The following is a 23,137-nucleotide window of genomic DNA, read 5'->3' as shown; positions in this document are numbered from 1 at the left end:
CGATGTGGACGCCCAGCTCGAACAAGCACTCAACCTTTTGCTCGAATCAGAGCGCGCCGGCGTGATTGCGCTCGACGCTCTCATAGCCGACGTCAAGCAGGACGAGCTGAAGAAATTCCTGTCCGGCTCGCGCGCGATGGAACAGCGCAACGCCGAGGAACTCGAGACTTTGATTCGCAACAACGACGGCAAACCGTCCACCGCCGTCGGACCATTCGCGCGCAAGGCCGCCGCGCTCGGTTCGATTCGCGATCGCCTGAACCTGATGTCACGCGGCCAGGAATGGGCCGCGCGCAAAACCGAAGTCGCGCTCGCCCTCGCGCCTGCGGACGGCCCTATCCACGACTGCTTGACTGCGATGGCAAATCGGCATCGCGCCGAGGTCGAATGGGGCCGCGCCGAAGTCATCCGCCTCACAAATCTGTCATCCTGACGAAGCGAGCAACGCGAGCGGCAGGACTTGGCTTCTGGCCTCCGGACAGCTTCGCGTGAGCGAAGCCGGTACCGGTTTTGAAATCGCGCAGCGCTCCTTAGCGTGAACGCTTCGCGACGAAGATTTCCCTGCCCCACTCATCCATCAATTCGCGCGCTTCGAATCCCGCTTCGCGCAACAGGCGCATCCATTCAGCCCGCGGAAACAGGCCTTCGATGTGATAATCGTGCGTCATGCCCGTATCACCATTCCGATCGCGCAACATGATCGCGAAGTCGGTTCTATAGGTCGTGTCGGTCGGGTCGGGATCTACCGTCCACATTAGATAGCGAAGGCCACGGCCGTCGTCGCCGTCGTGGCCGCCATGCTTCGTTTCCGCGACGAAGGTCTCTCGCACGCGGTCCGGCACGAATAACGCGACGCCGCCCGCGCGACAGTGCCGGTATGCGTTACTCACCGCGGCTCCCAGCGCAGCCTCGCTCGTCATATATGCGATCGCGTCATGGATAAAGACCGCATCGAAGGTGCGTCCCAGGTTCACCGTGCACATGTCGCCCACGCGATGCTCGCATTCGGGATTGAGCTTGCGGCTGACGGCCAGCATCTGCGGCGACAGATCGACCAGCGTCATCTCGAATTTCGATTTGAGGTGGAGCGCATTGTTACCGCCGCCGGATCCGAGCTCGAGAACTGTGCGCGGCGCAGGTTCACACGCGTCAGTCAGCACCCGCGCAAAGAACGCCGCTTCCTCCGCATAGTCGGCGGGCGCCGAGAACAGCGGCCACCATTCCGCGAGCTCGTCGTACAGTTTCATCGCGCGCCTTAGGCCTTGCGCGGCGACAACGGAGCCGCTTCCCGACCCTGCGCCCCCGCCGCAGCGGGTGGCGCGGGCACTTCCTTCATGCGCACCGTCGTATCCGCGTCGTACTCGAGATGCAGCGCGCGCACGATCATTCCATGCATCCGCCACAGTCCGATCACATAGAACAGCTCCATGATCTGTTCGTCGGACAGATGACTTTTCAGCGCCGCGAACGTCTCATCTTCGACCAGATTGCGCCCGACGATTTCATCGGTCGCTTGCATCACCGCGCGCTCGACCTCGGTGAACTTGTCGCTGGTCGCCCAGCCTTTTATCGCGGCCAGCTTGTCTTCGGAAACGCCGACCATCCGCGCGACCTTCAGATGCTGCGAAAACTCGAACCGGGATTCGCCGACGATTCCAGTGCGAAGAATCGCCAGCTCGCGCAGTTTCGCCGCCAGCTTGCGGCCGGGCTGCATCAACGCCATCAGCGAGTTGCGCGCCTGAAAGAGCAGGTCGGGCACGAGCGCAAACGTCGTCCAATAATCACCGGGCGTCCCGGTTGCAGTGCCCGGCTGCGCGACAGGGTCACGGTCGCCGAAGAATTGCTTGTACAGTTCCTGGACTTCTGGTGTAGCCTCGGCCTTGCCCACCTGGCGTAGTCGTCCCATCGTTCGCTCCTCGACGTGGTGTGTTCGAAGCCACTAATATCGCCGATGTCCCGCGCTCTTGCGAGGCCGCGCGCACGGCGCGATAATCCCACCCTCCGGTGGACGCATAGCTCAGCCCGGTTAGAGCGCTTGCCTCACATGCAAGAGGTCCCTGGTTCGAGTCCAGGTGCGTCCACCAAATTAATCTACAGTTGAGAAACTTCTGTTTGGCGGTTGCCGCCGATTGAATTAGCGTTGAAGTCCTGTGATCCTGCGAATCAGGTATCGTCGCGAATTTGTACGACTACCGTGAGGTCTCGATATGTTTGAAGACGAAACGATAGACATTGCTTGTCCGAAATGCGGCTTCAAGAACTCATTGCTGGTGCGGGAAATCGAGCAGCACAGCGAGACCCATATCATCTGCCAGGGCTGCAAGGTTGGGGTGAAGGTCGAGGCCTCGGAATTTCAGCATCGGTTAAACGAAATCAACGACGAGGTCGAAGCGATGCAGGTCGAAGCCCGGCAGGGGAAGAATCCGAAACCGCGCAAAGGTGATTTTCAAATCTGAGGTTCTGGAACTTTCGAGACAAATCGCGAAAAATCGGCGCCTTAAGCTTGTCGCCTGATTCAAACTTGAAAGGAGATTTACGCGATGAAGAAAACCACGATAGCAGGGGCGATGCTCGCGACCGCAGTCGCATTGGCCTTCACCGGCAGCGCAGTAAGCGCGGCAGACTCGTCGAGCGCGTCCCCCAATGCGCCACAATTGAAGTGCCTCGGTGCGAATGCGTGCAAAGGACAGAGCGCGTGCAAAACTGCCACCAATGACTGCCAGGGCAAGAATTCGTGCAAGGGTAAGGGCTACGTCATCACGACCGACGCCAAAACCTGCGAGGACAAGGGAGGCCACGTTGGCAAGAAAGCGCCAATGCCGATGTAGCAATTGCGACCAGTGAGATCCTCGCGCCTGGGCATTTCTCTGATCGCGGTGATCTTTTTATTCTCGCTGTTCGCGACCGCGATTGCCGCCGCTGACATGGACGGCGTGATGATGCACGGCGGAAAAATGATGATGATGAAAGCGGGGCATCCGATAACCCCGATGGACCACGAAGTCACGATGTCGGATGGCACGAAGGTCGAAGTCGACGGCACCGTCAAACCCAAAGACGGCCAGATATTTCATCTGCAAGACGGTGAAACCATCCTGATGGACGGGCATCTAATGATGAAAGGCGGCAAGCCTGCGCCCATGAGCCCCTAGGAACTTTGAGGTCTGCGGAACGGTTAGACATTCAAGATGGAAGCGCGTCCGGCAAAGGATCGAAAGCCCGCGAGAGCCACCACGCCGCTTCGATTCTCGCCACCCTGGAGTGAGTCTGCCCCCTCGTCGCGCGCAGAAAGCCGGCGCAAGCGACGCCTCGCGCAGCCCGCCGTAATTCGACTGGCGCACTGGATCAACATTCCGCTACTCGTGATTATGGCCGGCAGCGGTCTGCAGATTCTGGCCGCGTACCCCGCGCTTGGACCGCGCGGCGCGCTGTACAGCTGGTATCCGTTTCAGAACGAAGCGCCGCCGTCGTGGTTGCGCTTCGGCGGATGGCTCGCGGGTGCGCGTCACTGGCATTTCGCGATCGCATGGTTCCTCATCCTCAACGGGCTCATCTATCTGATCTATATGATAGCGAGCGGCGAATGGCGCCGGCGCGTCTTCATTCCGACTCGCGACAGTTCGAACGCGATCGCGATGTTCGGCTACTACTTGCGCATTCGCAGAACTCCACCGCCCGAGGACTTTTACAACGGCCTGCAGCGCATGGCGTACACGTCCGCGATACTGTTCGGGCTAGTGGTGGTCTTCTCGGGACTGGCGATCTACAAACCGGTTCAGCTGCATTGGATCACCGCGGCGTTCGGCGGATACGATGCCGCCCGCGTGGTGCATCTGAGCTGCCTGGTCCTGCTCGCGTTGTTCACCGTGATGCACCTGGTGCTGGTTGCGCTGCATCCGCGGACGATAGTTACGATGGTAACTGGAGGACCGCGTGGCTAGGTTTTTCACGTGATCACGCGGCGAAAACTTCTGCTCGGTCTCGCCGCGAGCACCGCGCTTGCCGGATGCGACGGTCGCAGTGCCGCCAAGTCATTCCTCGCCGGGATGGGACGTTGGAACGAGCGGGTCGATCGGCTGCTGTTTTCGGAGAATCGGCTCGCGCCCGAGCCGCCTGTTTCCGAACTCACGCCCGAGACCGCTTTCCCGAGCTATTTTATTTCAGACTCGATGCCGTTCGCGCCGGACAATTGGACGCTCAAGGTTGGCGGCATGGTTGCGCGGCCAGCGGTTCTGACGCTCGAACAGATCAAGCGGATGCCGCAAACCGGGATGCGCATTCGCCATCATTGCGTCGAGGGCTGGTCTGCGGTGGCGGCGTGGAATGGGGTGCGGCTCAGCGAGATTGCGCAAATGGTCGGGGCGAGCCGCGATGCGCAGTACGTTGAATTTCTGTCATTCGACAAGGGCTACTACTCGACCTGGGACATCGAGAGCTCGCTTCATCCGCAGACGATTCTTGCCTATGGCATGAACGGGCGGCCGCTATATCCCGATCACGGCGCGCCGATTCGCCTCTACTCCCCGGTCAAGCTCGGCTACAAGTGCGTGAAGTACCTGACCGAAGTAAATTTTCTCCCGACCCGCACCGGCGGTTACTGGGAAGACCTGGGTTACGACTGGTACGCCGGCGTCTAAGACATCCTCTATGAGGTAGCTTCGCTTCCGCGGCGCGGCGGCAGGCGGAAAATCTTGTCGGCGCTGTTGTAGTAGGCGAAAATGTCGGTGATGGGGTCGGTGATCAGTTTGACGAACCAAATCATCGATGTTCGGAAGTCATGCGCCCAGATGAGATATAGGACGCGTCCGAATACTGCCGCCAGCGTCAAAAGAAACCATAGGAGCGCAACCGAAGGGAGTATCGACGTGAAGGACTCAAGGCCATATCCCTGTATCATTTGCACGACAGGAATCAGGATATAGCCGCCTACAATGATTGATTTGTTTCGAGTATTGAAACCCAGTAGCGCTTTTTCCTTGTCATGACACGGCGGCTCGAGTATCGCGTGTCCAAACTGGCGGACGAATAACGCCGCCATCCCCAGGAACATCGCGACTGTGAAATTAAAAAAGATAAAGATGTAGCAAAATATGAAAGTGCTCGAACTGAGAAGATGGAACAATTGATTGATGAGATTGCTATGCGACGCGTGATGGTCGTCCTTCTTGCGCTGCATAATCTCGAAGTAAAAGGCGGTTAGAGGCTTTGGCACTTGCACGACGCTTTTCACCATCTCCCAAATCAGGCGAGTTCGCATAGCTCTCTCCCTGCCCGGCTGTTGCTCTTCGTTTAGCCACCACCCATCACTCTTCATCGCTTGTGCGGCTCTGACTATTTTCGCTTGCAACTCCTGATAGTCTTCGACGGAAAAATCGAGACTGCTCATGCATCTGCCTGTTCCTACCCAGCTCAGGATCACTCCTTCGGCGCGCAGATAGTATTGCAGCAGCCAGTTGTAACGGCCGGGCTCCTTAAAGAGCACTGTCCAGATGGTCGTGAAGTTCATAACCCTTACGGGCAGATCGAGCTGATTCAGGGTCTCGTTCGTCGAACGAACCCACTGTGCGCAGCGTCGTTGAGCCTCTGTGTAAAGCTCCGGGGTTACGGGTCTTGAGAGCCAGTGCAGGAACTCATTCATAGCGCCCATCACCACCGGATGAGCTGAAAAGGTGCCGATCACATATGCGATTCGCATCGGATGTTCGGGATCAAATCGCCTCATCAAATCCTTCTTTCCGCAAACAACTCCTATAGGCATGCCGCCGGCGACTGATTTTCCGTAAACGACCATGTCGGCCTGAACGCCGAAATACTCCTGCGCTCCGCCCGGCGCCAACCGAAACCCACTGAACACTTCATCGAAGATCAGCGGAATGTCGTTGGCGCTGCAGACTTCCCGCAACTTATGCAACCATTGCGCATATGGTGACGATGAATCCTCGGTCTTGCGAATCTCGCTGGTGAGCAGAATCGTATCGCTCGGTGGAGGTGAATTAGGATGGAAGGACTGAACCGGGTTGATAAGAACACCCGCTATCTCGTGCGCGCGATGAAGGATCAGATCGAGAGAAGCCGGATGCAGGTCCTTGAGCGTTAAACAGTCGGTGATATTTCGCTCGCTGCCCAATCCCGGCTGCACTCCGTCCCACCATCCGTGGTAGGCGCCCGAAAAACAAACGATCAGCTTTCGGCGTTTGTTGAATCGCGCCAACCGCACCGCCGCCATCACGGCTTCGGTGCCACTCATATGAAAGGACACTTCGTCCAGCTTCGAAATCGATTTCAGAATCGAAATGTTCTCAGCAACTATAGGATGTAGCGGGCCCAGCACCGCGCCAAGGTCCTTGACCCTTTCCAATCCGCCTTCCATCCATTCCTTGTAATGGTCAAAGCCGGCGAGATTGAGCCCATATGAGCCGCTTACATCCAGGCTCCAGTTGCCATCGAGGTCGCGCAGCCTTGGACCTTTGGACTCCGTCACAACCGAGCAAAGGTTGAATTTCTCGCGCATCGCTCGCATGAAAGGGAAAGGAACTCGATTCGCGTCGGTGAAACGCAAATCGGAGAAGCTATCCCGGATATTGTTGCCCCATGCTATCGACTTAGCGCAGTGCTCTTGAAAATAAGCGGCCAGACGATTGACAGCGTCCTTGCGACGCGCAACAAATCGCTCTCCGGCTCCGTCGGCGCCCCAAACGTCGCGTTCCAAATAGTCAAGCGATTTTACCCAGCCCGACAATCGCCGGGAGACACTTGGCGCAAGAGCCAAAGCCCTGGAGGTCAGAACCATCATTATAATTTGTTGAAGAACAAACCTTAAGAGAAGGGCCGATAATAAAATTCCCAACGAGATTTCCAGGTATCTTTCGGGCTCCGACCCGGCAAGATGATAATGTTTTATCCAGCCTTGAAGCTTTTCAAGCATTTCTATAGTCATATGCTCCTCAACAAGCTAAGTGGCCAGCCTTCGCCTCAGCGGAGAAGCCGCCGCCCCGCGACCTTGCCTGCCAGTATTCAGCAGCAGAGATTCAAACCTCTCCACCACGCGATCCCAACCCAGATAGGACGCGTATTGGCGTCCTAGCCGTCCTATTCGTAAAATGTCCCGAGGTTCCCGCACCAACGCGCAAGCTGAGCCGACAAAGGACTTCGCGTCTCCGAATTTCACCAGGACGCCCGTCTCGCCATTGGTTATATGAAGCTTGGCGCAGGCGTAGTTGTAAGCGACCACAGCCAGACCGCTGGCCATCGCTTCCAGGGTTACGTTTCCAAAGGTTTCTGTTTCGCTCGGGAAGAGAAATACGTCGGCGGACGCGTAGTGTTTACCAAGCTCTTCGCCCATTCGCATGCCCGTAAAAATCAGATCTGGATTTTCTCTTTGCAGGCTTTGGCGCTGCGGTCCGTCGCCCACAAGTACAAACTTGATTCGGCTGTTGAAACGCTTAATCGCACGGTACGCTTCGACGGCCATGGCGAGATTCTTTTCAGGCGCTATGCGGCCTACATAAATTAGAGCCAGATCGTCCTTGGACAGCCCCCACTCACGCCTCAACTCGGTGCATCGTCGCTCAGGCGTGAACAACTGGCTATCCACGCCACGCTCAATGATACCCACATTGAGGAATCCAACATCTTTCAGCTGGTCTCGTAGCTCCTCATTCGAAACCAGCGTCCGTTCCGTCTGGTTGTGGAACCAGCGCAGATAGCGAAGTGCGACGTGCTGCAGCCAGCCTATACCGTAGTGCTTGCAGTAGGAGTGAAAGTTGGTATGGAAGCCACTTACTGCGGGAATTCCCATACCTTGGGCAGCTCGAACCGCAGACCATCCGAGTGGACCTTCTGTCGCGACGTACACCACCTCGGGACGGTGATGATTCCATGCTTCCTTCAGGAGCCGTCCTGCGGGCACTCCGAACTGCAATCCGTGATAACCGGGGAGAGGCAGCCCGCGAACGCGGATGTCATCAAATTCACCGTTGAGCATATCGTTCCTCTGTCTTGGATGGACCACAGAGACCCGATTGCCGCGCGCCCGCAATCCACTGACTAGACGCGACAGGGTTATGGCGACGCCATTTATTTCGGGTGAGTAGGTCTCAGTAACAACGCAGATATGCTGCTGAGTGAAGTTGCCAAGAGTCTCAGATTCGAATTCGCGAGCTATAGGGTCGCGTTCCTCGAGGTTTGAGAAACGCGCAGGAGAACGGTCGCCGCACCGGACCCGGTGTTCTTCCATAAAAACCCCCAGCACTCATCCGACCGGTCCAAGGATCAGTAAGACCCTGACTTATAACGCTATAGGAAGATCGTTGCGGCGGTTTGACAGTCCTTTGAACAATACGGGAGGAACGTGTGAACTCCGTAAGTCTCCGGCACGGGACAGGAAAGCAAGGAGGGGTAGGCGGGCTAGTCGATCGCGAGGCTTGCGAACGATACCGCCGACTCGCTCTGCGGTTCCATCGCGATTCCGTACTTGAGCAGGCGTGCGCTGTGGCCGCGCAGCAGCTCGAGTTGCGTGTACATCGGAGACAGGCCGCAAATTCGGCGCGCGTCGCGATCCTTCAGGATGTCGGCGAAGAAGCCATCGGGGTCACCGCGCTTGATATTTTCGATGAGTCCGAGATCCTCGCGTTGGACTCGCTCGGCCACCGCGCGATCGGCGGCGAATTCGTCCCCGAATTTCTTGCCAACGTGCGCGAAATCGACACCCGCCAGAATTAGCACCCGGCGATTCTCAGCGTCGAGCTCGGCTCTCATCGCCGCGATGAACGATCCGACGCGCGAATCGCGCGCGGGAGAGACGCCGCTCTCGACCAATTCGTGGAATGAGCTGACCAGGATCGGCACGACCTGGTAGCCGCGTATTCCGAGCGCGTAGGCGAGAAACACTGCCTGGAATTCGATCGAGTGCTCGCCGCGATGCAGCATCTCGTCGGCGAACAGATCGCCGTCGTAGCGCGCCGCGAGCCGATCGATAAATGCCCCGTCAGTTTCAACCGCGCCGAAGGGCGTCGCATAGTTCTTACGCGTCGCGCTGAACAATTCGGGACCGGCGCCGTAATGCGAGGTTCCAAGGATCACGACCAGCTCGGGCAGTTCTTGCGACATCAGCTCGTGGTACGCATGCGCATAGGCGGCAGCGCCTCGGCGCGGATCGATATGCGGAGCAATCAGACCTGCAAGCGACGCCGAGTTTTTCCTCGTCGGGACGCGACCGGGGCCTTCAGGCGGATCGAAGAACGCCGCCAACTCGAGGCGCAGCTTCGCCGGGTCCTTCTCGTAGCAAAGGCCCGCAAGCGCCGCCGGACGGTCGGGGCTCGCGAGAAATTCTTCGCGCACCCGCCGCTCGCGCTCGTGAAATGCGGGCGAGTCGAGATAGTACGCGCGATCGAGCGCCGCGATCAGTTCATCGAGCTTCTCGAGCGGAATCATCTCGCCGAAGCGCTTCGCAAACGCGGCCTGGATGTCCTTCAGCGACATCCGGCCGTCGAACAACGTGACGATGAAGTACGCGCCCATCCCGAGCATGATCGGCTCGGGCGCCAGCCCGCTCGGGTCGCGCAGACAGATCAGCGTCTGATCCTGCTGCTCGACGGGGAAAGCCTCGACGGCGCGAATCTTTGGGTATTCCATCACGAAATATAAATCTTAAAAGTCGTCAGCGGCCTGGAACTAACGCCGCGTTTACAGATGCTATGAGCTTTGACAAACTGCGGCAAGCTGACAGGAATTCCGCGCCCGAAAGTCCGTCCATATAGAATGTCCGACCAACATCGACGCCGCGCTGCTCTGACCGGATCGCGTTCGAGACGCAAGGACGCGCCCACGCGCGCTCGCTACAGAGTCGCGCGCACCGATTCGCTCGCGCCGGGCGAGTCGCTGAAGTTCATGCTGCCGATTCGCGGCGCCGACGAGGAATGTTTTCTGATCAACTTCGGCGGCGAGTTCCACGCCTACGTCAATCGATGCCGGCATGTGCCGATGGCGATGGACTGGGTGGACAATCAGTTTTTCGCGGAAGACGGGCGGTACCTGATGTGCCAGACGCACAACGCCTACTATGAACCGGCGAGCGGCGAATGTATCGCGGGACCGCCGACTGCATGCGGCAAATATCTCTACCGGGTGATGACCGAAATAGAGGACGGAGTCATCTACGCGCGGCCACCGCAGGAAGAGTTCGAAGACTGAGAAAGCGACTACGGTTTATTCGTACTCGTCGCCGAAGTGAGCGCGCACGATACGCGCCTTGAGGTACTCGAGCGTGCCGAGGTCCTCGACGATGTCGCCGCCGGTGTCGTAGAAGAACAGCTCGCCGTTCTTCGTGCGCCCGACCGCGATGATCCATTCGAGGTCGTCCCGGTCCTCAAGCAAATAATTAATCGTCTGCGCGACCCCGCGGCCCGGGATAATCGTAATCTTCGGCCTCGGGAGCTTTTCCTTTTCCTGCTTGGGCATCTCTTTGATCAACCCTCTGGCGGGAGGATGCGGGAATCGACCGCTCAATTACTCTAAGAATGCCCTGCGATCTAAGTCAATAGCGCGTGCACTGCGATCTCCACATGATGCGTGTTGGGAAAAAAATCGAATCCGCGCACGCGATTGATTTTGTAGCCCGCTCCCGCTAGCACGCGCAAATCCCGCGCGAGCGTCGTCACGTCGCACGATACGTAAATGACAGCGGGCGCGCGCAGTTTGACGATCGGTTCCATCAGATCCAGCGCGCCGGTGCGCGGTGGATCGAGAATGATGACCTCGGGGCGATAGCGCGCTCGATGCAGAAAATCCGCGGTCGCCGACGCTTTCATCGCGATGAATTGTGCGGCGCGAAATTTCAGGCGCTCCGCATTGCGCGCCGCCGCCGCGATTGCGCCCGCATCATCATCGACGCCCGTCACTCGCGCACCGCGTCGCGATGCGGGCAGGCTGAAGTTTCCAGCTCCACAAAACAGATCGAGCACCGGCGACGACTCGTGAATCGCCGCCATTTCCATCACGCTCGCGACCAGCTTCTGGTTCTGCGCGCGATTCACCTGGCTGAAAAGATCGGCGTCGACGTCGATCGAAAGTTCGGGTTCGAGTTCAATTGAAATTGCGGTATTGCCGACCGTCGCCCGACTCGTGCCCGCGCGCAGCACGATTCCCGCGATCTCGCTGTCTGCCTCGAGCACGTTCTGCGCACGCCGTAGGTCCTCGTCGGACACCGGCTTCTTAAGATGTGCAACCTGCACCTCTCGCGCGTTGTCGCGCACCACCTCGATCTCTTCGACGCGCTTGCCGAGCGATCGCGCCAGGTGCAGAGGCATCCGGATGCCCGCCTCGGCGACCATGCATGAATCGATCTCGACGATCGTGTTGCTGCCCGCCTCGTAAAATCCGAGCACGCCTTTGGCGCCGACCCTGAGCCGGATCCTTGATCGATAGCCGAACTCGGCAGGCGCCGGCTCGACCAGTCCGACCGGATCGATCTCGAGGCCAAGCGTATAGCCCAGTTCGCGCGCGACGACCTCGCCCTTGAAACGCACTTGCGCGCTGTAGTCGATATGCTGCCAGTCGCATCCGCCGCATCGCGGCAAGTATGGACACGGCGCGACGCGCCGATCGGCGCTCGCGCTGACGACCTCGCGAATTTTCGCGACCGCGTAGTCGCGGCGCTCTGAAACTATCTCGACCTCCAGCTTGTCGCCCGCCACCGCGCCGGGAACCATCACTGCCTTGCCGTCATGACGACCGACGCCGAACGGCCCGAACGTCATCGCGCTGATCTCAATCTGCGGCATCGGCATCCAAGTTTATCCCCCCTACGCAATCTGCGCGACGCGCCTTATAATGAAGCACGCGCACGCGCCGTCCGTTTCATCTCAAACTCCCACCCGGTGACTACCCTTGGCGATCGAGACTGAACTTCGCGAACTAATCGACAGGAATCTTCCGGCGGATTCGGCTCCGCTCGTGTCCGCATTTGCCGAGCGGCTTTTCGCGCGCGACTCCGCCGACAATCGGGAGCGCGTCCCGGCCAAGCGCCGGCTTGCTCTGGTGCAGTCGGCGTTCGAATTCTTTTCGGTTCGCACCGAGCCGGTCATCGCGCGGGTCGAGACCGTCACCGGCGACGACAACGACACGCTAACAATCGTCGAGACCGTCACCACCGATTGCCCGTTCATCGTCGACAGCCTGCTCGAATATTTCCATCACCTCGGCGCGAGCGTTCGCACGATTCTACATCCAATCATCAAAGTCACTCGCGACAAGGAGGGCCGGATCGCAACCTTCGAACGGTCGGTATCGACCGAGCGCGGCGAGTCGTTCGTTCACGCGGAACTCGAACTCATTCCGACGCCCGAGCAGGCGCGTGAAATCGAGCGCGACGTCATCTCGATTCTGACCGAAGTCCACGAGGCCACCAGCGACTTCGACGCGATGATCTCCCGCGCGTTGCAGATTTGCGAGGAGACCGCGGCCAGGCGCGATCTGATCGAGGTCCGCGACCTTCTGCGATGGCTCATCAACGGCGGCTTCGTGTTTCTCGGCTATCGACGCTACCTGGTGAGCGGCGAGGACGGCACCGCCAAATTCGTTCTCGATCCCGGCACTGAGCTCGGCATCATGCGCGAGGACGACGAGTCGCGATTTCGCAGTTCGGTCCCGCTCGAGGAACTGTCGCCCGCGCGCCGCAAGCTTTTCTTCGAAGGGCCGCCGCTGGTGATCGGCAAGAGTCGCGCCGAGTCGCACGTACATCGGCGGCGCCCGATGGACAGTGTCTCGATTCGCCGCGTAGACGATTTCGGCCGCGTCGTCGCGTTCGACAATTTTATCGGGCTGTTCACGTCGAAGGCCTACGCGGAAGAGGCGCAACACATTCCGGTCCTGCGCGCGAAGCTGAACGAAGTGCTGGCATCCGAGGGCGCAGCGCCGGGCTCGCACGACTACAAGGAAATCGTTTCCGCCTTCAACAGCTTCCCCAAGGACGAACTTTTTCGCGCGCCTGTCGCCGAACTGCGCGCGCAACTGCGGCTGATCCTCGACCTTAAGAGCGAGGCCACGGTGCGGCTGTTCATCGCGCCCGACTTGCGTCACGGCAACGTGATCGCTCTGGTCGTGATGCCGCGCGAGGCAGGCTCAGCCGATCTCAGCCGGCGCATCCAGGACACTCTGGCCGCGGCGCTCCACGGCACACTGGTTTATTTCTATCTGGCGCTCGGCGAAGGTTACACGGCGCGCCTGCATTTCTGCTTCGTTGCCGATCCTCCGAAGACTTCGGTGATCCATAGCCTTGAAACCGCGATCGCTGAGCTCGCACGGCGATGGGACGATCGGTTCAGCGAGCAGTTGATCAAAAAATTTGGACCAAAGCGTGGACGTTTGCTCGCCGATCGATGGGCCAGTGCGTTCAGCCCCGACTACCAGGCCGCGATCGACGTGGCGCGCGCGGTCGATGACGTCGGAGACGTCGAAACGTTGATCGCCGGCGGCCGCGATTTCATGGTCGAGGCCGGACCTCACGCATCCGGCACCCACGACGGCGACGCGCACAGCGACATACGGATTGTCGGCCTCGGCGAGGCTCCGATTCTCTCCGACTTGATGCCGACGTTGCAGAACTTCGCGATCGAGGTGTTGTCCGAGGACGCGCATGAGCTTCACCCTCGCACCGACGGCAAGGTGACGCGCGCGTACCTGGAGGTTTTTTCGGTCCAGGGCCCCGACCATCGGCCGTTCGCGGAATTTCCCGGCGCCGCGCTGATTGCCGATGCGATCGCAGCAGTGCGCAACGGCCTTGCCGCCGACGATTCCCTCAACGCGCTCACTTTGACTGCGGGCCTCGCCTGGCGCGAGGTCGCGCTGCTGCGGGCGTATCTCGTCGCCGCGTTTCAGATGCGCCTTGCGCCCTCGCGGCTCAGCTTGCAACGCGTTCTGTTGCTGTATCCGGATCTCGCGAGATCTTTGTTCGAACTGTTTACCGCGCGCCTCTCGTTCGACAGTCCGGCCACGCCGGAAAAAGTAGCGGAGTTGCGCGAAGCCTTTCTCGCTCGGCTCACCTCGATCGACAACATCGTTGACGATCGCACCGCGCGCGCGCTGCTATCGCTGGTGGAAGCGACCGTGCGCACGAATTTTTTCTGCGCGATGCCGTCGCCCGACCCCTACATCGCGCTCAAGTTCGAGAGCGCGCGCATCACGAGGCTGCCCGACACGGCGCCGCTCTACGAGATTCACGTGAACAGTCCACGCATGGAAGGATGCCATCTGCGCCACGGGCGCCTCGCGCGCGGCGGTATTCGCTTCAGTGATCGGCCTGACGATTACCGCACCGAGATTCTCGATCTGATGAAGACGCAGACCGTGAAGAACGCGATCATCGTCCCGCGCGGCGCGAAGGGCGGCTTCATAGTGAAGCCGCGCGCTCGTCAACAGACCGGCGCGACCGACGGCGTCGAGGCTTACAAGACGCTGATGAACGCGATGCTTGATCTCACCGACAATCTTACCGACGACGGCCCGGTGCATCCCGCGCGAGTCAGGGTGCTCGATAACGACGGTCCGTATCTGGTCGTTGCGGCGGACAAAGGCACCGCGAGTTTCTCGGACATCGCCAATCAGATCGCAATCGAGCGCTGCTTCTGGCTGGGCGACGCGTTCGCGTCCGGCGGCGAGCACGGCTACGACCACAAGAAGATGGCGATCACGGCGCGCGGCGCGTGGGAGTCTGCGCGCCGGCATCTGCGCGAGATGGGCCGCGACCCCGATCGCGGCGCGCCCATCACGATGATCGGCATCGGCGACATGTCGGGCGACGTGTTCGGCAACGGCCTGCTGCGCTCGCGCAACTTGAAGCTCATAGCAGCCTTCGACCATCGTCACATCTTCATCGATCCCGATCCCGACCCCGCGGCCAGCTTCGACGAACGCAAGCGCCTGTTCGATCTGCCGCGCTCGAGCTGGGCGGACTACGATCCCAAGCTCATCAGTCCCGGCGGGGGTGTGTTCCGGCGCGGGCAGAAGCGAATCGAGTTGAGTCCGCAAGCGCGCGCTGCGATCGGATGCGACGCCGACGCGCTCGACGGCGAGTCGTTGATCCAATGCATCCTGCGCGCGCCGGTCGATCTGTTCTACAACGGCGGCATCGGCACTTACGTCCGCGCCACCACCGAGACCGACGCCGAAGTCGCCGACCACGCCAACGACGCGTGCCGAATCACCGGGCCGGAGCTTCGCGCGAAGATTGTCGTTGAAGGCGGCAATCTCGGCTTCACTCAAAAGGGGCGCATCGAGTACGCGCTCAAAGGCGGACGCATCAACACTGACGCGATCGATAACTCGGCCGGCGTCGATATGTCGGATCACGAGGTCAATCTGAAGATTCTGCTCGAGCCCGCAGTGGCCCGCGGCGAACTCTCTTTCGATGCCCGCAACCGAGCGCTCGCCGCATGCGCCGACGAAGTCGCCGACCGTGTCATCGCCGATAATCGCGACCAGGTATTGTCGCTCAGCCTCGAGCAGCTTCGCAGCCGCACGCTCTTGAACGAATTTCGCGACCATCTTCAGGCCATCGAGGATCGCGGCATCCTGACCGGCATGGCGCCTGCGATACCTCCGCGCGAAGTACTCCATGAACGCCACGCGCACTATCCGGGGCTCACCCGGCCCGAGCTCGCGCTGGCGACTGCGTATACCAAGATCGACCTAATCCAGCGCCTCGAGACCACGGTGCTGGTTGACGATTCGTACCTGGTCGGGCGTTTTCTCCAGCCGTACTTTCCGCCCTCGCTGGCCGAGCATGCGGACATCGGCACTCATCGCCTTCGTCACGAGCTCATCGCGACTCGCGCCGTCAACGAACTGGTCGATCTGGTCGGATCGACCTTCGTCTTCAGCCACGTGCGCGATCGCGGCGTCGCGGCCGAGGACGTCGTCCGCGCATGGATAATCGCGACCGACGTGCTTTCGATTCATGAGCGCGCCGCCGAACTCAAGCGCAACAGCTCGATGATGGCGGCCGATTCTGAACTAGGCGCATTTCTCGCACTCGAACGCGCATCTCGCAGCGCGACCGGGTGGGCGCTCGGCGAATTGGAACAGGCCATGTCGATCGGCGCCGCAGTAACCCGCTTTAAGCCCGCGTTCGAAACGCTGAGCGGTGAGTTCGAGACGATGCTCGCAGGTGGTGAGCGCGATCGCTTCGAGCGGCTCTACCGCGAGCTACGGGTTGACGTGCTGGACGGCGAGTTGGCGCACGGACTCGCGCGCCTCGCCTTCGCAGATCACATTCTGAGCGTGCTGAGCCTAAGCTTCTCCCGCGAAATCGAATCCACCAAAGCGGCGCACGCATACTTCCAGCTAAGCGCGCAACTCCACTTCGCTATGCTAGAAGAGGCACTTGAATCGGTCGGCACTGACGACCGCTGGGAGCGGCGCGCCGCCAACGAGCTCGCGTCCGAACTTCGCGCCGCGCGCATCAAGATGTGCTGCGCGGTGCTAGACGCAATCGCCGACGATCGCTATCTGACGGTGGATGAATCGATCGAACAGCTGAAGCGCGTCCGCGCCAACCGCTTCGCAGAAGTCGCCCGCCTGTTCGACGAACTAAAGACCCTGCAACCGCCGAGCCTCCCCGCAATCCAGGTCACAATCTGCGCCCTATCCCGCCTGGCCGCATGACAAATGTGTGAGATTGCTTCATTTCCCAAACCGCGTAGAGGAGAACAGTTACCGCGAGAGCGCGGCTTGCGGTAGTTGAGCTGTTGGCTGCATCGCGACCTGCGCTACGGAGTCGACGCGCTCCGCTGCCTCCGGCTCCCTCAAGTCCTGGTATAGTCTCAGGCTGGCCGCCACGAGGAACGCAGTCGTCGCGAAGTTGACGGCGATCTCGGCCATACCGACAAGAAAGATCGTCGTTCCGAGAAAGCCCGTCACCACTCCGACTGGTCCGAACAGCAGGCTCACCACCACGAACGCGCCCGCGGCCCAGGTGTTGTATCCCGACCAGACCGCGAGAAACACGACGATGCGCGTCGCGACTTTGAAAAAGCGCTTGCGCATCAGATCGCGGCTGAACAGCAGCGCATGCCAACTGTGCTTGCCGTCGAAAACCAGCGCATACTGCGCGAAGTACAACCATGCGTAAATCAACGCGCCGAGCATGATCATCAGCACCAGCACGATATAGGCCCACACCCCAAGCGAACCGGAACCGGGTAGAAAACTCGACGCCTCCTGGAACAGGAACAGCCCCAACGCCGGCGCGAGCAGTTGTAGAATCGTCACCCAGATAAATCCGGGCGCAAGCGGAATCGATCGACGATAAATTTCGATCGCTTCGTGGATAAGAGTCGGCTCGCGGATTCCCGCCTGGATCCGCTTGAGCGAACACAACGTAACCAGCGTCACCATCAGCGTGACCAGCCCGATCACGAGGTGAAGCGTCTTGGTGACCCACGGCGAGTATGGTTGCGGCTCCACCAGCGGCGGGGCCTTGCTCGGCGTGTTTGCGGTATCGACCTGCGTGTAGCTGATGTTTTGCGAGCCCGGCTCGAAGGTCGTTGCCAGGCGGTATTGCAGATTCAAGGCGTCGGGCAGCAAGCACAACGACGCCGCGAGCAGCAGCGGCGCAAGCACCACGGCCAGCAATGTCCAATTTCCGCGCAGATCGTTTACGGCGTTTGCAAGATATATGAAGCTGCTTTTGAGGCGGACAGGATTCACTGCGCGGTAAAGGTTGGCATCCCGACACAATCGAAACAAGCCCGCGGCTTTTGCCGATGACCACTCGATGCTTCGATGATATAATGAAACCTCACGAGATTCACACGGAGAAGGCACTCATGGCCGACGACGACCGCGCAGCGAAAATCGAGCATGAGAACAAAATGATTCGCCGGCTGCGCTTCCTGGTCGAGCTGACCTTCGCAACCATCGCGCAGGACAACGACATGACCCTCGAGCTCGGATGGGAGCACGTGCTCGCGCTCAAGGGCGCGGCGGTTGCGATGTTCCCCGGCAAGGAAGAGACCTTCGACCTGGTGTACCTGCCGCGCTTCTCGCGTTTGCTCGCCGAGCGATTCGGCGCGAATTGAAGCTCTCGGGCCTTATCGCAAAGCCCGACGGCTCGATCGTGCGCGGGCAGGTCTCGTTCGCCGATCGGATCACCGCGCTCGATGCCGTCAATGACGCCGGCGACGATCACATCCTGCCCGGCTTTGTCGATCTACAAGTGAATGGCTCGCACGGTATCGACGTGATGAACGCGTCGGCTGACGCACTCGCCGCTCTCAGCCGTCATCTCGCGCGCGAAGGCACAACAGCATGGATGCCAACTGCCGTGACGGCGCCGATCGAAAAAATCGAGAAGGTTAGCGAGTCGACCGCGACTGCGTTTGAAAATTCGAACCGCGATGACTCCGCCGACTTTGCCGCAATCCTCGGGATGCATCTCGAAGGTCCTTTCATCTCGCCGCTCCGCCTCGGCGCGCATCCCCCACTCAACCTCGAGCCGAGCGGCGACGCCCTCGAGCGAGTGCTCGCGATGCGCGCGCTTCGATTGATCACGCTCGCGCCCGAGTTGCCTGGCGCACTCGACGCGATTCGCAGACTTACTGCGCGCGACGTGGTCGTTTCCATCGGCCATACCAACGCGACCCTTGACGAGGCGAATGCTGGCGTCGACGCCGGCGCGCGGATGTTCACACATCTGTTCAATGCGATGCGCCCGCTGAACCATCGCGATCCCGGGGTCATCGCCGCCGCACTTGCGCCGTCGCGCGCAATCCCCGCGATCATTTCCGACGGCGTCCACGTCCATCCTGCAATGCTGAGGCTCGCGTTCGGCGCTCGCGGCAGAGACGGCCTGATCCTGGTAACCGACAAAGTCGCGCTGGCAGGAACTAGCAGTTCGGAAAAAATTGTCGGGCGAGCTCGCGCGACGATTCGCGACGGCGCCGCTCGTCTCGATGACGGGACGCTCGCCGGCAGCATCATCTCGATGCTCGACGGCGTCCGCATCATGGTTGAAACAGTTCATGTAAGCATCGGCGATGCGGCCGTGATGGCCGCTACCAATCCCGCCAGAGTCATCGGTGCAAATGATCGCGGCAGCATTCGGATCGGCGCGCGCGCCGATTTAATCCTGCTCAGCCGGGCGCTACAGTTGAAGTCAGTATTCATCGGCGGTCGCGAGCTGAACTAAGTCGCCGGCAGACTTTCACTGAAAAAAATCGGAGCCAACAGATGCCCCTGAACACCGCCTGCGTCGGCCGCGAGTACCCGGCCGTCACCATCAACGTCACCCTCGACGCGCTCCAGAAGTACGCGCGCGCCTATAACGACGACAACCCCGCCTTCGTTGATGCGACCCGCACCGGCGGTATCGTCGCGCCGCCGATGTTCGGCGTCACCGTCACGTGGGACGCGCTGATGAAAGCCATGATGGATCCCGATCTGCACGTCGACCTGCTGCGACTCGTGCACGGCGAGCAAGACATGGAGTTTCCACATCCAATTCGTCCCGGCGACGTCATCACCGCGACCGCAAAGGTCCTTTCGATCGATGCCAAGTCTACTGGCGAGACGATGACCGTTGAACTCAAGGCTTCCAATCAGAAAGGTCAGCCGGTTCAGAAGACGCACTTCATTATTTTTATTCGAGGCGCTCGCAACCGCGACGCTGCATCTTCGGAACCGCGCCCCGTCGAGCCTGAGCGCGGTGCTCCGCTCTTCTCGGTCGCGCAAACCATCGACCAGGATCAGACCTTCCGTTACGCGGAGGCTTCAGGCGATCCAAATCCGATCCACGTCGACGAGAACATCGCAAAGATGGCGGGTTTGCCGGGAATCATCGTGCACGGCCTCTGCACGATGGCGTTTACCTCGAAGGTCGCGATCGACAGGCTATGTGCCGGCGACCCGACTCGCCTAAAACGCCTGCGCGTCCGCTTCTCCCGCCCTGTGCTGCCCGGCCAGACCATCACCACTAAAGTATGGACCGACGGCGATCGCGAGGGCCGCAAAGTTTTCGCCTACGAGACTTTCAATCCCGGTGGCCAGCCCGTCATCAAGGGCGGCATCGCCGAAGTCGCACCCTGACTTTGTGAAAATCACCATCGGCCTCTCGCTCTCGCTGACCGGCGAATATGCGCCGATGGGCCGGCAGGCTGAACGCGCGATTCAACTGTTCATCGCCGACGCCAACGCCACCAGCGCGCTACGCGTCGGCGGCGATCGATGTGAGTTCGCGCTCGAATGCCACGACGACGCGAGCGATCCCGTCCGATGCGCTGAAATCTATCGCTCCCTATGTGCAGATCGGCGCGCAGATATCATCTTCGGCCCCTACTCCAACCGCCTCGCGCGCATCGCCGCGCCCATCGTCGAGCAATCCGGCCGCCTTTTCGTGAATCATGGCGGCGCCGGCGATGAACTATACGAACACGGCTACAAGCTAATCGTCGGAGTACTCACTCCCGCAAGTGACTATTTGCGCGGCTTCGTCCGATTACTCACTCAGCTCAAGTTGTGGCGCAAGCGCGTCGCGATCGTCGCATCGAAGTCTGCTTTCGGACGCGCGGTTGCATCGGGCTTCGAGCGCGCCGCCGACGAACGATCAGCTCGCCGCCGAGGCGTCCGCGTCCGCGTAAAATGGAACGGCGCGTTCGACCCGGAGTCCACTCCCGCGCGGCTCTTTCCAGCCCTCAGACGCAACCGCGTCGATGCGCTCGCCAGCGCCGGCAGCTATCAGCATGACGTCGCCGTGATGCGCGCGGTCGCGAAATCCACGCTCAACATCCTGGTGCTCGGATGCGTAGCGGCAGGAGTCGCTCGCTTCGCGTCGGACCTGGGCGAACTTGCCGACGGACTCGTCGGCCCGTCGCAATGGGAGGATTCCTTCGAGATTGAACCAGCGCTCGGCCCGACGCCCGCGGAGTTTGCGCGCCGAATGCGCGCGGCAGGCGCCGTTGATTCTCCCGATTATCCCGCCGCGCAGATCTACGCCGCAGGTCTGCTGACCGCCGCCGCGCTTGCGAGCGCCGGCCGTCTAGACGACGCGATGCTCCGTGCCGCATTCTCCGATTTGCGCACCACCACGATGTTCGGCGACTTCTCGATCGATCGCGTCACCGGCCGCCAGCTCGGTCATCAGATGCTGCTGGTGCAATGGCACCGCGGGCGCAAGGTGATCATCGTGCCCGAATCGCACGACGATTCAGGCTCGCTCGATTTTCCCGCCGGATGGCGACTGTTGCTTGCGGGATTCGAGGCGCTTCGTTTAACTCGTCCTGCCGATTTGGACGACAGCGAAAGCGAATCTGACGATCCGGACGTGGACGAAGATGAGCCCGATCACGATTAGACTCCAACGCGGTAAGCTCGAGGCGATCGGGCTGATGTCGGGGACGTCGCATGACGGCATCAGCGCGGCCGTCGTGGAGCTGGACGAGCGTACGCGTCCGCCCGCGCGATTGATCGCGTTTCAGACTTTCCCGTACCCTGCGCGCTTCCGCAAAGAACTGCTCGACGCTTCCGCCGACGAGAAAATCGGCGCCGCTGCCATTTCCACGCTCAACTTCGCCCTCGGCCGCGAGCTTGCACGCGCCGCAATCGAAGTCGCACGCCGCGCGCGCGTTTCGCTGTCGGACGTCGCCTTCATCGGATCGCACGGCCACACATTTTTTCACCTGCCGCCGCGCCGCGCGACGCGCGGACAGGTCGCCTCCACACTGCAACTCGGCGAGTCCGCGATCATCGCCGCGGCCACCGGCGTTCCGGTCGTCGCCGACTTCCGCGCGATGGATGTTGCGCTCGGCGGCGAGGGCGCTCCTCTCGCACCGCTCGCTCATCTCTGGCTGTTCGCCGATCCGAAGCGCGGCCGCGTCGTGCTGAACATCGGCGGCATCGCCAACGCCACTTACATTCCGCCGCGCGCGCGGCTCGGCGACACCGACTTGGTCGCGTTCGACACCGGCCCAGGCAACGGAACGATCGATGCGCTCGCATCGCGAATCTCCGGCGGGCGCTTGCGAATGGATCGCAACGGTCGCATCGCGGCAGGCGGCCACGTCAACCGGCCGCTGCTAGCGAGAATGATGCAACATCCTTATTTCCGTCGCCGCCCGCCAAAATCCACCGGCCGCGAGGAATTCGGCACCCACTTGCTCGATCGCTTCGTCGCCGACGCCCGCAGCATTAGAGTCGTTGACCACGATCTACTCGCGACCGTCACCGCGTTGACTGCGCGCTCGATCGCCGACGCATGCCGCCGCTTCATTTTTCCGCGCGGCCGCGTCGATCAGCTGATCGTCACCGGTGGCGGCGCGAAAAATCCCACCCTCATGCGCATGATCGCGGCCGAGCTTCCCGATGTCGAAGTGATCACCGCCGAGAAGGTAGGCGTCGACGGCGACGCTGTCGAGGCAGTCGCATTCGCGATCCTCGGCTTCCAGATGCTGCGTGGCCGCCAGGGGAACATCCCGAGCGTCACCGGCGCGCGCGCCCCCGCCATCCTCGGCAAACTAACTCTGCCGCCGGCCCCACTGGCATGATCGCCTTCGAACGCAACGGCTTGCAGTTCGATTTTCGCGTCGCCGCGATCGCAATTCACCGCGATCACGTTCTCCTGGTCCGCGTCGAGCAGTACCCCTCCTGGTTCCTCCCCGGTGGCCACGTCGAAATCGGCGAGCTCGCCGACGCCGCGATGCGCCGGGAGATGCGCGAGGAAACCGGCCTGACCGTGGTAATCGATCGCCTGATCTGGGTGGCCGAGAACTTCTACACGCTCGACGGCAAACCCCATCATGAGCTCGGCTTCTTCTATCTGGTGACGCCGCCGGCCGAAGCCCCTCAGCTGAATCTTGAGCAGGAGTTTTACGGCAAGGAAGAAAACGGCACTCCACTGATCTTCCGATGGCACCGCCTCGACGCACTCGCGAACTTGAATCTCTTCCCGGCCTTTATAAAAACCCGCCTGACTGCTTTACCCGCTTCGATTACTCACATCGTCCAAAAAGAGACGGACTGACTAATCCAGACGGGCTGGTATCGCGAACAACGCGAAGAACCTAACCCCTAACCCCTTCCCGCACGGGAAGGGGAACCGGACGCGGAGAGAGAGGATCGCTGTCCTCTCCCCTAACCAGTTCTAACAGGG

22 protein-coding genes and 1 tRNA gene are annotated in these 23,137 nt (G+C 60.7%); 15 read left to right on the top strand and 8 right to left on the bottom strand.

Annotated elements, in window-relative coordinates; genetic code table 11:
* The first annotated feature begins 4 nt into the window (after nt 1–4).
* On the top strand, nt 5–433 hold the full coding sequence (locus WB650_RS10150) for a DUF6306 domain-containing protein (protein ID WP_422306301.1): 429 nt from the start codon (nt 5–7) through the stop codon (nt 431–433).
* A gap of 97 nt (nt 434–530) precedes the next feature.
* Here the strand turns inward: WB650_RS10150 and WB650_RS10145 are convergent, their stop codons facing one another.
* Together WB650_RS10145 and WB650_RS10140 are read right to left on the bottom strand one after the other, a co-directional pair.
* Nucleotides 531–1,247 (bottom strand): class I SAM-dependent methyltransferase, encoded by a 717-nt coding sequence (locus tag WB650_RS10145; protein WP_422306299.1) that lies wholly within the window; start codon nt 1,245–1,247, stop codon nt 531–533.
* A gap of 8 nt (nt 1,248–1,255) precedes the next feature.
* The gene (locus tag WB650_RS10140; RefSeq protein ID WP_422306297.1) at nt 1,256–1,906 is read right to left on the bottom strand and encodes a carboxymuconolactone decarboxylase family protein; all 651 of its coding nucleotides are present in this window, start codon (nt 1,904–1,906) and stop codon (nt 1,256–1,258) included.
* Between the two features lie 100 nt (nt 1,907–2,006).
* On the opposite strand from WB650_RS10140, the gene WB650_RS10135 reads away from it, so the two are divergent.
* The 6 genes from WB650_RS10135 (at nt 2,007) to WB650_RS10110 (ending at nt 4,637) form a co-directional block, all read left to right on the top strand.
* Nucleotides 2,007–2,084 (top strand) — tRNA-Val (locus WB650_RS10135).
* Nucleotides 2,085–2,207: 123 nt separating this feature from the next.
* Complete coding sequence (locus WB650_RS10130) at nt 2,208–2,456, top strand: hypothetical protein (protein WP_422306295.1); 249 nt, start codon at nt 2,208–2,210, stop codon at nt 2,454–2,456.
* 84 nt (nt 2,457–2,540) lie between these two features.
* The gene (locus WB650_RS10125; RefSeq protein ID WP_422306293.1) at nt 2,541–2,828 is read left to right on the top strand and encodes a hypothetical protein; all 288 of its coding nucleotides are present in this window, start codon (nt 2,541–2,543) and stop codon (nt 2,826–2,828) included.
* A gap of 48 nt (nt 2,829–2,876) precedes the next feature.
* On the top strand, nt 2,877–3,152 hold the full coding sequence (locus tag WB650_RS10120) for a DUF6799 domain-containing protein (protein ID WP_422306291.1): 276 nt from the start codon (nt 2,877–2,879) through the stop codon (nt 3,150–3,152).
* 36 nt (nt 3,153–3,188) lie between these two features.
* Complete coding sequence (locus WB650_RS10115; RefSeq protein WP_422306289.1) at nt 3,189–3,941, top strand: cytochrome b/b6 domain-containing protein; 753 nt, start codon at nt 3,189–3,191, stop codon at nt 3,939–3,941.
* Between the two features lie 9 nt (nt 3,942–3,950).
* On the top strand, nt 3,951–4,637 hold the full coding sequence (locus WB650_RS10110; protein WP_422306287.1) for a molybdopterin-dependent oxidoreductase: 687 nt from the start codon (nt 3,951–3,953) through the stop codon (nt 4,635–4,637).
* An 8-nt stretch (nt 4,638–4,645) separates the two neighbouring features.
* Here the strand turns inward: WB650_RS10110 and WB650_RS10105 are convergent, their stop codons facing one another.
* The 3 genes from WB650_RS10105 to amrB form a co-directional block, all read right to left on the bottom strand.
* On the bottom strand, nt 4,646–6,709 hold the full coding sequence (locus WB650_RS10105) for an aminotransferase class III-fold pyridoxal phosphate-dependent enzyme (RefSeq protein WP_422306285.1): 2,064 nt from the start codon (nt 6,707–6,709) through the stop codon (nt 4,646–4,648).
* A gap of 243 nt (nt 6,710–6,952) precedes the next feature.
* The gene (locus WB650_RS10100) at nt 6,953–8,164 is read right to left on the bottom strand and encodes a glycosyltransferase family 4 protein (RefSeq protein WP_423960339.1); all 1,212 of its coding nucleotides are present in this window, start codon (nt 8,162–8,164) and stop codon (nt 6,953–6,955) included.
* 242 nt (nt 8,165–8,406) lie between these two features.
* A complete protein-coding gene (gene amrB / locus WB650_RS10095) occupies nt 8,407–9,633 on the bottom strand; it encodes an AmmeMemoRadiSam system protein B (RefSeq protein WP_422303177.1) in 1,227 nt (408 codons plus the stop codon).
* 126 nt (nt 9,634–9,759) lie between these two features.
* Between amrB and WB650_RS10090 the strand changes: the two genes are divergently transcribed.
* The gene (locus WB650_RS10090; protein WP_422303176.1) at nt 9,760–10,191 is read left to right on the top strand and encodes a Rieske (2Fe-2S) protein; all 432 of its coding nucleotides are present in this window, start codon (nt 9,760–9,762) and stop codon (nt 10,189–10,191) included.
* A 15-nt stretch (nt 10,192–10,206) separates the two neighbouring features.
* On the opposite strand, the gene WB650_RS10085 is transcribed toward WB650_RS10090, so the two are convergent.
* Nucleotides 10,207–10,458: a hypothetical protein gene (locus WB650_RS10085; protein WP_304819693.1), complete on the bottom strand. Its 252-nt coding sequence runs from the start codon at nt 10,456–10,458 to the stop codon at nt 10,207–10,209.
* Between the two features lie 71 nt (nt 10,459–10,529).
* The gene (locus WB650_RS10080; protein ID WP_422303175.1) at nt 10,530–11,780 is read right to left on the bottom strand and encodes a class I SAM-dependent RNA methyltransferase; all 1,251 of its coding nucleotides are present in this window, start codon (nt 11,778–11,780) and stop codon (nt 10,530–10,532) included.
* 106 nt (nt 11,781–11,886) lie between these two features.
* On the opposite strand from WB650_RS10080, the gene WB650_RS10075 reads away from it, so the two are divergent.
* Nucleotides 11,887–16,659 carry an NAD-glutamate dehydrogenase domain-containing protein gene (locus WB650_RS10075; protein WP_422303174.1) on the top strand — a complete coding sequence of 1,591 codons (4,773 nt, stop codon included), beginning with the start codon at nt 11,887–11,889 and terminating at the stop codon, nt 16,657–16,659.
* Between the two features lie 48 nt (nt 16,660–16,707).
* Here the strand turns inward: WB650_RS10075 and WB650_RS10070 are convergent, their stop codons facing one another.
* Nucleotides 16,708–17,628 (bottom strand): hypothetical protein, encoded by a 921-nt coding sequence (locus WB650_RS10070; RefSeq protein ID WP_422303173.1) that lies wholly within the window; start codon nt 17,626–17,628, stop codon nt 16,708–16,710.
* Nucleotides 17,629–17,786: 158 nt separating this feature from the next.
* Here WB650_RS10070 and WB650_RS10065 point away from each other — a divergent pair, with 158 nt between their 5' ends.
* The 6 genes from WB650_RS10065 to WB650_RS10040 are packed head-to-tail and all read left to right on the top strand — an operon-like array spanning nt 17,787 to nt 23,008.
* Nucleotides 17,787–18,074: a hypothetical protein gene (locus WB650_RS10065; RefSeq protein WP_422303172.1), complete on the top strand. Its 288-nt coding sequence runs from the start codon at nt 17,787–17,789 to the stop codon at nt 18,072–18,074.
* A complete protein-coding gene (gene nagA, locus WB650_RS10060; protein ID WP_423960318.1) occupies nt 18,071–19,183 on the top strand; it encodes an N-acetylglucosamine-6-phosphate deacetylase in 1,113 nt (370 codons plus the stop codon). The genes WB650_RS10065 and nagA overlap by 4 nt, the downstream gene beginning before the upstream one ends.
* Before the next feature lie 41 nt (nt 19,184–19,224).
* The gene (locus WB650_RS10055; RefSeq protein WP_422303170.1) at nt 19,225–20,079 is read left to right on the top strand and encodes a MaoC/PaaZ C-terminal domain-containing protein; all 855 of its coding nucleotides are present in this window, start codon (nt 19,225–19,227) and stop codon (nt 20,077–20,079) included.
* 4 nt (nt 20,080–20,083) lie between these two features.
* Entirely contained in the window at nt 20,084–21,343 is a 1,260-nt protein-coding gene (locus WB650_RS10050) for an ABC transporter substrate-binding protein (protein WP_423960316.1), read from the top strand.
* The gene (locus WB650_RS10045; protein ID WP_423960314.1) at nt 21,324–22,532 is read left to right on the top strand and encodes an anhydro-N-acetylmuramic acid kinase; all 1,209 of its coding nucleotides are present in this window, start codon (nt 21,324–21,326) and stop codon (nt 22,530–22,532) included. The genes WB650_RS10050 and WB650_RS10045 overlap by 20 nt, the downstream gene beginning before the upstream one ends.
* Complete coding sequence (locus WB650_RS10040) at nt 22,529–23,008, top strand: NUDIX hydrolase (RefSeq protein ID WP_423960312.1); 480 nt, start codon at nt 22,529–22,531, stop codon at nt 23,006–23,008. Before WB650_RS10045 ends, WB650_RS10040 begins: the two co-directional genes overlap by 4 nt.
* The last annotated feature ends 129 nt before the right edge of the window (nt 23,009–23,137 follow it).

Origin of the sequence: Binatus sp. (SeqCode), assembly GCF_049584895.1 — a bacterium.
GTDB lineage: Bacteria > Desulfobacterota > Binatia > Binatales > Binataceae > Binatus.
This window is presented reverse-complemented; position numbering and strand designations above follow the sequence as displayed.

Excerpts from the sequence above, each read along its gene's own strand:
- WB650_RS10145 (WP_422306299.1), bottom strand. The coding sequence starts at position 1,247 with ATGAAACTGTACGACGAGCTCGCGGAATGGTGGCCGCTGTTCTCGGCG.
- WB650_RS10140 (WP_422306297.1), bottom strand. The coding sequence starts at position 1,906 with ATGGGACGACTACGCCAGGTGGGCAAGGCCGAGGCTACACCAGAAGTC.
- WB650_RS10130 (WP_422306295.1), top strand. The coding sequence starts at position 2,208 with ATGTTTGAAGACGAAACGATAGACATTGCTTGTCCGAAATGCGGCTTC.
- WB650_RS10125 (WP_422306293.1), top strand. The coding sequence starts at position 2,541 with ATGAAGAAAACCACGATAGCAGGGGCGATGCTCGCGACCGCAGTCGCA.
- WB650_RS10115 (WP_422306289.1), top strand. The coding sequence starts at position 3,189 with ATGGAAGCGCGTCCGGCAAAGGATCGAAAGCCCGCGAGAGCCACCACG.
- amrB (WP_422303177.1), bottom strand. The coding sequence starts at position 9,633 with ATGGAATACCCAAAGATTCGCGCCGTCGAGGCTTTCCCCGTCGAGCAG.
- WB650_RS10090 (WP_422303176.1), top strand. The coding sequence starts at position 9,760 with ATGTCCGACCAACATCGACGCCGCGCTGCTCTGACCGGATCGCGTTCG.
- WB650_RS10085 (WP_304819693.1), bottom strand. The coding sequence starts at position 10,458 with ATGCCCAAGCAGGAAAAGGAAAAGCTCCCGAGGCCGAAGATTACGATT.
- WB650_RS10080 (WP_422303175.1), bottom strand. The coding sequence starts at position 11,780 with ATGCCGCAGATTGAGATCAGCGCGATGACGTTCGGGCCGTTCGGCGTC.
- WB650_RS10065 (WP_422303172.1), top strand. The coding sequence starts at position 17,787 with ATGAAACCTCACGAGATTCACACGGAGAAGGCACTCATGGCCGACGAC.
- WB650_RS10055 (WP_422303170.1), top strand. The coding sequence starts at position 19,225 with ATGCCCCTGAACACCGCCTGCGTCGGCCGCGAGTACCCGGCCGTCACC.
- WB650_RS10045 (WP_423960314.1), top strand. The coding sequence starts at position 21,324 with ATGAGCCCGATCACGATTAGACTCCAACGCGGTAAGCTCGAGGCGATC.
- WB650_RS10040 (WP_423960312.1), top strand. The coding sequence starts at position 22,529 with ATGATCGCCTTCGAACGCAACGGCTTGCAGTTCGATTTTCGCGTCGCC.